This window comes from Albimonas pacifica, assembly GCF_900113695.1.
GTDB classification, from domain to species: domain Bacteria; phylum Pseudomonadota; class Alphaproteobacteria; order Rhodobacterales; family Rhodobacteraceae; genus Albimonas; species Albimonas pacifica.
Genome location: NZ_FOQH01000025.1, coordinates 1 through 9,088, shown reverse-complemented (window position 1 = coordinate 9,088; position 9,088 = coordinate 1). Strand labels below are relative to the sequence as shown.

11 protein-coding genes and 1 other annotated feature are annotated in these 9,088 nt (G+C 65.4%); of the genes, 3 read left to right on the top strand and 8 right to left on the bottom strand.

What is annotated here, in order from left to right:
- Nucleotides 1-247 precede the first annotated feature (247 nt).
- From BM064_RS25835 to BM064_RS25815, 5 genes are all read right to left on the bottom strand, one after another.
- Nucleotides 248-655 carry a DUF411 domain-containing protein gene (locus BM064_RS25835; RefSeq protein WP_092866261.1) on the bottom strand — a complete coding sequence of 136 codons (408 nt, stop codon included), beginning with the start codon at nucleotides 653-655 and terminating at the stop codon, nucleotides 248-250.
- Nucleotides 656-708: 53 nt separating this feature from the next.
- On the bottom strand, nucleotides 709-3,000 hold the full coding sequence (locus BM064_RS25830; RefSeq protein ID WP_092866258.1) for a heavy metal translocating P-type ATPase: 2,292 nt from the start codon (nucleotides 2,998-3,000) through the stop codon (nucleotides 709-711).
- A gap of 117 nt (nucleotides 3,001-3,117) precedes the next feature.
- Nucleotides 3,118-3,744, bottom strand: a complete 627-nt coding sequence (locus BM064_RS25825) for an SCO family protein (RefSeq protein ID WP_092866255.1) — start codon at nucleotides 3,742-3,744, stop codon at nucleotides 3,118-3,120.
- Nucleotides 3,744-4,202: a copper chaperone PCu(A)C gene (locus tag BM064_RS25820; protein WP_092866252.1), complete on the bottom strand. Its 459-nt coding sequence runs from the start codon at nucleotides 4,200-4,202 to the stop codon at nucleotides 3,744-3,746. The genes BM064_RS25825 and BM064_RS25820 overlap by 1 nt, the downstream gene beginning before the upstream one ends.
- 91 nt (nucleotides 4,203-4,293) lie before the next feature.
- Complete coding sequence (locus tag BM064_RS25815) at nucleotides 4,294-4,899, bottom strand: SCO family protein (protein WP_092866249.1); 606 nt, start codon at nucleotides 4,897-4,899, stop codon at nucleotides 4,294-4,296.
- Nucleotides 4,900-5,067: 168 nt separating this feature from the next.
- Here BM064_RS25815 and BM064_RS25810 point away from each other — a divergent pair, with 168 nt between their 5' ends.
- From BM064_RS25810 to BM064_RS25800, 3 genes are all read left to right on the top strand, one after another.
- Nucleotides 5,068-5,493 (top strand): MerR family transcriptional regulator, encoded by a 426-nt coding sequence (locus BM064_RS25810; protein WP_092866246.1) that lies wholly within the window; start codon nucleotides 5,068-5,070, stop codon nucleotides 5,491-5,493.
- 336 nt (nucleotides 5,494-5,829) lie between these two features.
- Complete coding sequence (locus tag BM064_RS25805) at nucleotides 5,830-6,402, top strand: recombinase family protein (RefSeq protein WP_092866244.1); 573 nt, start codon at nucleotides 5,830-5,832, stop codon at nucleotides 6,400-6,402.
- A complete protein-coding gene (locus BM064_RS25800; protein WP_092866241.1) occupies nucleotides 6,389-6,643 on the top strand; it encodes a WGR domain-containing protein in 255 nt (84 codons plus the stop codon). Before BM064_RS25805 ends, BM064_RS25800 begins: the two co-directional genes overlap by 14 nt.
- A gap of 106 nt (nucleotides 6,644-6,749) precedes the next feature.
- Here BM064_RS25800 and BM064_RS27235 read toward each other — a convergent pair whose 3' ends face one another.
- The 3 genes from BM064_RS27235 to BM064_RS25790 form a co-directional block, all read right to left on the bottom strand.
- A complete protein-coding gene (locus BM064_RS27235; RefSeq protein ID WP_143103473.1) occupies nucleotides 6,750-7,214 on the bottom strand; it encodes a hypothetical protein in 465 nt (154 codons plus the stop codon).
- Between the two features lie 151 nt (nucleotides 7,215-7,365).
- Nucleotides 7,366-7,587 carry a DUF4411 family protein gene (locus BM064_RS28545; protein ID WP_092866238.1) on the bottom strand — a complete coding sequence of 74 codons (222 nt, stop codon included), beginning with the start codon at nucleotides 7,585-7,587 and terminating at the stop codon, nucleotides 7,366-7,368.
- A 96-nt stretch (nucleotides 7,588-7,683) separates the two neighbouring features.
- A protein-coding gene (locus tag BM064_RS25790) for an IS3 family transposase (protein ID WP_092866235.1) occupies nucleotides 7,684-8,906 on the bottom strand; the annotation gives its coding sequence in 2 pieces (ribosomal slippage) (nucleotides 7,684-8,615 and nucleotides 8,615-8,906; 1,224 coding nt in all).
- Nucleotides 8,509-8,625, bottom strand: a sequence feature (AL1L pseudoknot). It overlaps the preceding gene by 117 nt.
- Nucleotides 8,907-9,088: the final 182 nt, after the last annotated feature.

The window sequence follows — 9,088 nt, the reverse complement described above, 5'->3', positions numbered from 1 at the left end:
GATGGCGTCTTGGCATGGACCTTCCTCATCGGAAAGCCCGCCCCCGGTCAATTCAGACCCGGCCGACCTGCCCACTCCGAGGGGCGCACTCCACCTGCGGTGCGGAGAAGGTCCGGAAAGAGCCCTTCTCGGACCTTGGTGTCGGGTGCAGCATTTGTCTCGAAGGCCGAAAAGCGGACGCTCGCTGAGCCCTCAGGTGTGCCGTCTGCCAACTGGACCTCGCCCTCACAGAGTTGTCGCAGCTGGCTCAGGCAGCCTCGTCGTAGCTCGTGTACACCTCGGTGCTGCGGTCTCGGCGGATCAAGAACACGTTGTAGGCCTCGCGACCTTGCTCCGGTCCCATGCCTGGAGAGCCGTAGGGCATGCCGGGAACGGCGAGGCCGAGCGCGTCGGGGCGCTCCTCCAGGAGCCTGCGGATGTCGGCGGGCGGGACGTGGCCTTCGATGAAGTAGCCGTCGATCTCGCCGGTGTGGCAGGAGACCATCTCCTGCGGGATGCCGTTTGCGAACTTGTGGCGGGCAAGCAGCCCGGCAGCGAGGTTCTCGTACGTCACCGCGAAGCCGTCGTGCTCCAGGATTCCGCCCCAGGCCGTACAGCAGGCGCAGGTCGACGTTTTTCGGACATGAATGGTCGGCGCCGCTTTCGCGGAGGCCAGGCGCGGCGCAGGCGATAATGGCGCGTCTGGTGAGGGTCACGGGCTGTCTCCTTTCAGGTCGTCGCGGATACCCGTTCGGGGCGCGCATCCCGGGTCGGGCTCCTGGCTTGACCCGTCGTCTCGGACGGCCCGGAGGGCCGGAAGAACAGCAGCCTCAGGGCGTTCAGCGTGACGATCACGGTGGCGCCGGTGTCGGCGAGGATCGCGATCCAGAGGCCGGTGATCCCGAACAGGGTGGTCATCAGGAACACGGACTTCAGCCCAAGCGCGATAGCGATGTTCTGGCGGATGTTCGTCATGGTCGCGCGGGCGAGGCGGATCTTGCCGGCCACATCCGTCACGCGGTTGCGCAGGATCGCCGCGTCGGCCGTCTCGAGCGCCACGTCGGTGCCCGAGCCCATGGCAACGCCGACATGCGCGGCGGCGAGCGCGGGCGCGTCGTTGATCCCGTCGCCGATCATCATCACTTGCGCGCCGGACGTCAGGTCCCGGATCGCCGCAACCTTGTCCTCCGGCATGAGTTCGGAGCGATGGTCGATGCCGAGCCCCTTGGCGATGGCCCGGGCGGTGCGCGGATTGTCCCCGGTCAGCATCACCGAGGAGATGCCGAGCGTGCGGAGCTGCGCCACGGCGACGGCCGCATCGGCACGCGGCTCGTCCCGAAGCGCAATCAGTCCCTGGGGTGCGTTGTCGCGAAGCACGATCACCACCGTCTTGCCCTCGGCTTCGAGCGCCGCGACGCGGCTCCGAAGGTCCTCCGAGCGCGCGCCACGCTCGGTCGCCAGTCGGGGGGACCCCACGCACACGGTTGCGCCGCCGATCGAGGCCTCCGCGCCCTTGCCCGGCAGCGCGCGGCCGCCGGTCGCCGCGGCGGCTTGCACGCCACGCCGTTCAGCCTCCGCGCAGATCGCCTGTCCGAGCGGATGGCTCGCGCCGCTCTCGACGCCGGCCGCGAGGGACAGAAGCTCGTCCACTCGTCCCGAAAGAGCCGTGACGTCGGTCACGCGGGGCTTGCCGTGGGTGAGGGTTCCGGTCTTGTCGAAGGCGACATGGGTCGTCCGCGCCGCCGCCTCGATCACCGCGCCACCCTTCATCAGGAGCCCATTTCGGGCCCCGGTGGACAAGGCGGAGGTGATCGAGGCGGGCACCGATATGACCAGCGCGCAGGGGCAGCCGATCAGCAGAAGCGCCAGCGCCCGGTAGACCCATTCGCCCCAGGCGAGTCCGAAGAACAACGGTGGCAGGACCGCGACCAGGACCGCCGCCCCGACGACAGCCGGCATGTAGACCCGGCTGAACCGGTCGATGAACCGTTCGGTCGGCGCGCGGGCGCTCTCGGCTTCTTCCACGAGGCGGATGATGCGGGCGATCGTGTTGTCCTCGGCCGCCTTCGTGACCCGCACGCGAAGCAACGCCTCGGCGTTGATCGACCCGGCGAAGACCTCCGCGCCGGGCTCCTTGAGGCCGGGCACGCTCTCGCCGGTCACCGGACTCTCATCGACGCCGGAGATGCCGTCGATCACCTCGCCGTCGCAGGGCACGCGGTCGCCGGGACGGACCTGCACGACTTGCCCCACGCGCAGCTTCTCAGCCGATACCTCTCGCGTCTTTCCGCCCGCTTCGAGCCGCGCCGTCTTCGGCACGAGCTTCGAGAGCGCGCGAATGCTGTCGCGCGCCTTGCCGGCCGCGACTCCCTCCAGCAACTCGCCGACCGCGAACAGAAAGACGACCAGGGCGGCCTCTTCCGCCTCGCCGATCACGAGCGCGCCGCCGGCGGCGATCGTCATCAGCATCTCGATGGTGAACGGCATCCTCGCACGCGCCATGGCGAACGCGCGCCGGGCCACGGGGACGAGCCCGATCAGCGTGGCGAGGATGAAGGCCCAATGCGCGATGTCCGCGGGGAACGCGAGGCGCGATGCCCAGGCCGCCGCCAGCAGGGCCCCGGTGCCGATCACGAGCCGCCCCTTGGAAGTCTGATGCCAGGACGGTGTCGGTGCGTCCCCCGGCCTTGCGGAGTCTTCCGCATGCTCGCCCTCGGGTTCCGGGTCTTCCGCGGTCAGGGGAAACGCACCATCGGGCAGCACGAAGCCGCCCTTGGGCTTCTCCGGTCGCGCGCCCTTGGTCGCAATGCCGAAACCGACTCTGCGCACGGCGTTCTCGATGCTTTCGGGAGAGGTCTGACTCTCGTCCAGTGTCAGCCGCAGCCGTTCGGCCATCAGCGCGACATCGACATCCGCCACTCCTGGCAGGCGTTCGACCGCGCCGCGCACCTTGGCGGCGCAGGACCCGCAATCCATGCCCGTCACGCGCCATTCGCGTTGTCCTGCGCTCCCGTCGGCCATCGTGGCTCTCCGTGATGATTCCCGTTCGCAGACCGATATAGAACCTACAGCAACTGTAGCTTCAAGTCCGGCTCCCGCCTCGTGGAGGTTCAGCCGGCCGTTGACCGACGCCGGCCATCACCTGGAGGCTCCGTCCTGTGCGGCCATCGCCCGGCGGATCTTAGGCAGCGCGAACTCGCGGGGCTCGTGGTAATCGATGATGCTCACGAGCGCGCCTTCGGCATCGAAGAGGAACACGCCGGCGGTGTGGTTCATCGTATAGTCGCCGCCTTCGAGCGGCACTTTCTCATAGCGCACCCGGAACCCTTCCGCCGCGCGCGCGATCTCGGCCGGGCTGCCTGTCCAGCCGCGGATCTGCGGGTGGAAGGAGCCGACATACTCGGCCATCGCCTCGACGGTATCCCGCTCCGGATCGACGGTGATCAGCACGACGTCGAGCGCCTCCGCCTCCGCCCCGAGACCGTCGAGCCAGTCCGAAATGTCGGCGAGCGTGGTCGGGCAGACCTGCGGGCACCAGGTGAAGCCGAAGAAGACGAGCGACGGGCGACCGAACAGCGTCTCCGGCCCGACCGGCTGCCCCTCGTGGTCGGTCAGGGCGAAGTCCATGGCGGTCAGCGACACGGGGCGCCCGGAGGTTGCATCCGGCGCACCGGGGCCGTCGGCCTGCCACCAGCCCGCGAAGAGCGTGGCCGTGGCGACGCCGAGGCCGAGCGCGCCGTATCGCAGGAGCGCGCGCCGCCGCATCAGTCCGACGGCCCCCGCGCCGCGATGCCGAGGATCGGCACCTCGACCGACGCCTCCGTGCCGTCGGCAAAGATCACCGACAGGGTGTAGCTCTCGCCTTCGACCATCGGCCGCTGAAGATCCATGAGCATGATGTGCATGCCGCCGGGCTCGAGCGCGACGGCTTCGCCCGCGGCGATCTCCATCTCCTCCATGTGCGACATGCGGGTGACGCCCTGCGCATCGGTGGTGGTGGCATGGATCATCGGCGTCATCGCGAGGTCGGTGCGCAGGCCGGTCACCACGACCGGCTCGGCCCCGGTGTTGCGCAGGGTCATGTAGGCGACGCCGGGCCGGCTGGTCCCGATCGAGGCGCGCGACCACGGGTCCTCGACCACGACTTGCTCCCCGCCGGCGAGGACCGGGGGCGCCGCGATCAGAAGCGTGAGGGCGAGGGTGGCGATGCCGAGTGGTCTCATGTTCGGTCTCCAAGGTCTGGTCTGCCGCGCCGAAAGCGGGGCCACGAGCCCCACGAGCCATGCCAGGAACAGCGCCCTCTCGCCGCGCAGGCTATCCATGAGCGTCGATCCGTGCGCGGAGGTCCGCGGTGATCTCCGGTGCGGGCGTCCCGTTGCCGTAGAGCCGCACGAAACCGCCATCGGGGTCGAAGAGGAACACCTGGCTTGCATGGCCCATCGTGTACCCGTCGGGCGCGGCTTCTTCCGGGACGCGCTCGTAGAAGATCTTGAAGGACGCGGCGGCGGCCTCGATCTGCTCGGGCGTCCCGGCGAGACCCAGGATCGAGGGATGGAACTGCGGCACGTATTCGGCCAATTCCATCGGCGTGTCGCGGTCGCTGTCGACCGAGATGAAGAGCGGCTGCACCGCGCCGGCCTGCGGGCCGAGGTCGTCCATGACCTGCGCGATCTCCGCCAGGGTGGTCGGGCAGATGTCGGGGCAGTTCGTGAAGCCGAAGAAGACGAGAGTCCACTTGCCGCGGAAATCCTCTTCGGTGCGGACAACGCCGTCATGGCCCGTCAACTCGAACTCGGCCGCCACCGAGGACGCGCCGCTTGTCGCCACCTCCGGCGCGCGCGACACGGTGACGGCCAGTCCCCCCGCGCCGAGCGCGGCGACGGCGACCGCCGCCCACAATCCCTTCTGAAGTCTCGTCATCCGCCCGGAATGCCTCGCAATTCTTGGATTTGGCGGCTGCTTACAAGCTACAGCAGGTAGAGGTTCAAGCGTTTTCTTCACCGAGGGCGCGGGTCCTGACGTTGTCGTGACGCCTTGTTGGCCATCAGAGAAAAACCTACGCAGGCTGTAGCAATCAGGAGGCCTCCCATGCTCGCCATCGGCACGCTCGCCAAGCGCACCGGCACGAAGGTGCAGACCATCCGCTACTATGAGCAGATCGGACTGTTGCCCGAGCCGGGGCGGACCGAAGGCGGGCAGCGGCGCTACGGCGACGACGATCTCGACCGTCTCGCGTTTATTCGACATGCGCGCCAGCTCGGTTTTACTCTGGAAGCGATCCGCGAGCTGCTCGATCTGTCCGACAACCCGGGCAGGTCCTGCGCGGACATCGATCGCATCGCGCACCGTCAGCTCAAGGAGGTCGAGGCCCGGATCGCCCGGCTGGAGGCGCTGCGCAAGGAATTGAGGCGCATGCTTCGGGAATGCAGCCGGGACACCGTCTCCGATTGCCGGGTTCTCGAAGTCCTCCGCGATCATTCCGCCTGCCTCGCCGACCATGAGACGGGCGCCTGATATGCCGGCCGCCGTGATCTATCCGCTGGCCGCGCTGGCCGAGATCGCCGGCTGCTTCGTCGTCTTCGCCCCGCCTGAACCGGACAAAGACCGGATGGCAGCTTCGTCCGCCAAGCGGACATAAACCCCCTGACAGAACCTGTGAGACAAAAACGGTCAGTTGCGCAACACGCGCCCTGCCCTGTTAGACCGGACAACCCATCGACCCCACAGAATGCCAAGAAAAACAGGCGCAAGAGCAGTAAGATCGCAAGCTCCCTGCCCTACCATCTGTTGTTGCGAAAATATGTTGCGAAATGACTTGATTGAGCAACAAGAAAGCGCAACACTGTTCGCATGAACTTCGGCTATGCGCGCATTTCAACAGATCGCGGCCAGGACACCGCCGCGCAGCTCGATGCGCTGCGTGGGGTCGGTTGCGAGCGCATGTTCGAAGAAACTGCCTCTGGGGGCCGTTGGGATCGGCCCGAGCTGCACCGGATGCTCGATCAGCTCCGCGACGGCGATGTGGTGATCGTCTGGAAGCTGGACCGGTTATCGCGGTCGCTGAAAGACCTTCTGTCCATTATGGAGAAGATCGACGCGGCGGGTGCCGGCTTCCGGTCACTGACAGAATCCATCGACACGACGACGCCGGCAGGCCGCATGATGATGCAGATGGTCGGTGTGTTCGCTGAGTTCGAGCGCGAGATGATCCGCGAGCGCACGCGGGCTGGGCTGGAGCGCGCCCGCAAGAAGGGACGCCACCCAGGGCGCAAGCCGAAGCTGTCGGACGACCAGCGCCGGGAAATCCGCGACCTGGTGCGATCCGGCAAGCGAACGGAGGCGGAAGCCGCACGCCTCTTCAACGTCCACCGGTCCACGATCAGCCGTGTCATGCGGGAGGCGGCACCCGATGCAGCAGCTTGAGATGTTTCCCGAGGATATCCGCATCGAACGCGTGGACCACGACGCCAATATGTATCGGTTCTACCGGTTGCGCCTGATGCCTGACCTGTTCGGCGGCATGTCTCTCTTACGCGAATGGGGCCGCATCGGCACCCAGGGGCGGCATCGGATCGACTGTTTTGAGGATGCAGGCCGTGCCGCCGACGCTATGGTGACGCTCTACCGGGCGAAGCAGAAGCGCGGTTATCAGCTCGCAGGGTGATGGTCAGCCCCCTGCCCTATCTCATCGGCAATTTTCGAGACCAGCCGTTCATGCAGCGCGCAGCTAATTCGGGCTTTGAGCCCGAAGCAGACTAACTCGACCCGAACTAGACAAGGTGCTGCTTAAGCACTTTCAGCGGTGTGGCGTTGCCTTTCCAAAGCTCGACGCGGTAGTGATCGTCTCCAACAAGCCCATCATCTGAAAGCTTGTCCAAGTTCGCGGACAGCACACGTGCTTCATAGCAGCCGCTATCCAAAGATAGCCGTTCAGCATCTGGAAAGTAATCTGTGCAGCCAGCGACGACTAACCGACCTGAAGGCACGCCAATTGAAAACTCAACCACATGATCCCACAAAGATAAATCCAGGTCGGGGGCAGTATTAGAAACGACAATTTTTACTGGAACTTCCATGTTTCGAGCAGTGCTAACGGCAAAAGCGTTGGCCTCTAAAGCAAGCCGTGCATTGCATGCTATGTCCGTCCATGAATCACCGTCGATTCCGTCTGACTGCTCATCTTGAATGTAAAATTGGAAATAGTCTGCAAATAGGTCAAATTTGACATTGGTCATTTGATGGAACCTAAACAATTTACGAATGAGGTCAACGGCTGCAAAGTCCGCATTTTACAAGTTCGTGTACGGCGCAGCGAAGGGTCATTATGCGGTCAAAAGGGGCTGTGAATCCTTAGCGGCTTATTATGCAAGCAGCCGAAGTCGACCCCTAGAACTTCCACTCTTGATCCCGAATAAACTGCAACATGTTGATGCACCGTAGGTCGCGCTTACCGCAGACATCTGGAATGCGTGGGCTTCTTTCTGATCCAAATGCTTCCTCTGTCACAACGACTAGGCGCGGGTTGTGAGACAGCGCGAGAGAGATGACCATCGGATCAGCGCCGGACTTCCCCTTTTTGGTATCTACAAGGCGCGGGAACTCGGCCATGATGCTCGATAGCTCCGCTTCATATTGATCGAGTTCGACAAACAGAGCTGGCCGATCTGAACCGCGCCGGGTTTGCCGGAGGCCTGTGTTCGTTAGTTACGCGGCGACGTCCCTCGGTTCCAGAGCGGCGTGGTAGGCCGCTTCGGCTTCCGCAGGCGGGATGTGGCCGATGGGTTCCAGCAGGCGGCGGTTGTTGAACCAGTCCACCCATTCGAGCGTGGCGAACTCGACTGCCTCGCAGCTTCTCCAGGGTCCGCGCCTGTGGATGACCTCAGCCTTGAACAGGCCGTTGATGGTCTCGGCCAGAGCGTTGTCATAGCTGTCGCCGACGCTGCCCACGGATGGTTCGATACCGGCTTCGGCGAGGCGCTCGGTGTACTTGATGGACAGGTATTGCGATCCCCTGTCGGAGTGATGGACGAGACCGGCGCCCGGCCTGCGCTGATGGACGGCCTGCTCCAGAGCATCGAGAACAAAGCCTGCGTGGGCGGTCTTGCTGACGCGCCAGCCCACGATCCGCCGAGCGTAGGCGTCGATGACGAACGCGACGTGGACGAAGCCCTGCCAGGTGGCGACATAAGTGAAGTCGCTGACCCAGAGCATGTTCGGCGCCGGGACGCGGAATGCCCGGTTCACCCGATCCAGCGGGCGCGGGGCGGCCTTGTCGGGGATGGTGGTCCGGGGCTTCTTTCCCCGGATAACCCCCTGCAAGCCCATGTCCTTCATCAGCCGCGCCACCGTGCAGCGGGCGACGTCCCGTCCTTCGCGTTGCATCTGCCGCCAGACCTTGCGCACGCCGTAGACGCGGTAGTTCTCGTCGAATACCCGATCGATTTGAGGGCGCAGGTCATCATCCCGGCGCGCCCGGTCTGACCGGCGCGAAGGATCACGGCGCAGCGCTTGATGGGCGTAATACGTGGATGGCGCGATCGGCAGAACCCGGCAGATCGGCTCGACGCCATGTTCCACGCGATGATCGTCGATGAAGGCGATCATGACTTCGACCGGCGGTCGAGCTCCGCCTGGGCGAAATACGCGCTGGCCTTGCGCAGGATGTCGTTGGCCTGCCGCAGCTCGCGGTTCTCGCGCTCCAGCGCCTTCATCTTCGCGGCCATGTCGGAGGGGACGCCGGCGCGGCGGCCGCTGTCGGTCTCGGTCTTCTTGATCCACTCGTTCAGCGTCTGCGCCGAACAGCCGATCTTGGGCGCGACAGACAGGATCGCCTGCCAGCGCGATGGATGATCGCCCTCATGCTCCAGCACGAGCCGCACTGCGCGCGCCCGGATCTCGGGGCTGAATTTGCCGGTGGTCTTGTTCATGGTGCTCCGACCTTCTCAGGAATGGGAGCCTCCGGCAAACCCGGCGCGGTTCACCTCCTCGTCGTCGAAGGCGCCCGTCTCCGCCTTCGTAAGCGCCCGGTCTCACTGCCCTGCCTGACATAGAGACGGTTCGATAGTGTCCACCACGGGATAGTGGACACTATGAGGCCCTGATGGCGCGT

Excerpts from the sequence above, each read along its gene's own strand:
- BM064_RS25825 (WP_092866255.1), bottom strand. The coding sequence starts at position 3,744 with ATGCGGCGGCGCGCGCTCCTGCGATACGGCGCGCTCGGCCTCGGCGTC.
- BM064_RS25830 (WP_092866258.1), bottom strand. The coding sequence starts at position 3,000 with ATGGCCGACGGGAGCGCAGGACAACGCGAATGGCGCGTGACGGGCATG.
- BM064_RS25820 (WP_092866252.1), bottom strand. The coding sequence starts at position 4,202 with ATGAGACCACTCGGCATCGCCACCCTCGCCCTCACGCTTCTGATCGCG.
- BM064_RS25815 (WP_092866249.1), bottom strand. The coding sequence starts at position 4,899 with ATGACGAGACTTCAGAAGGGATTGTGGGCGGCGGTCGCCGTCGCCGCG.
- BM064_RS27235 (WP_143103473.1), bottom strand. The coding sequence starts at position 7,214 with ATGACCAATGTCAAATTTGACCTATTTGCAGACTATTTCCAATTTTAC.
- BM064_RS28545 (WP_092866238.1), bottom strand. The coding sequence starts at position 7,587 with ATGGCCGAGTTCCCGCGCCTTGTAGATACCAAAAAGGGGAAGTCCGGC.
- BM064_RS25810 (WP_092866246.1), top strand. The coding sequence starts at position 5,068 with ATGCTCGCCATCGGCACGCTCGCCAAGCGCACCGGCACGAAGGTGCAG.
- BM064_RS25800 (WP_092866241.1), top strand. The coding sequence starts at position 6,389 with ATGCAGCAGCTTGAGATGTTTCCCGAGGATATCCGCATCGAACGCGTG.
- BM064_RS25805 (WP_092866244.1), top strand. The coding sequence starts at position 5,830 with ATGAACTTCGGCTATGCGCGCATTTCAACAGATCGCGGCCAGGACACC.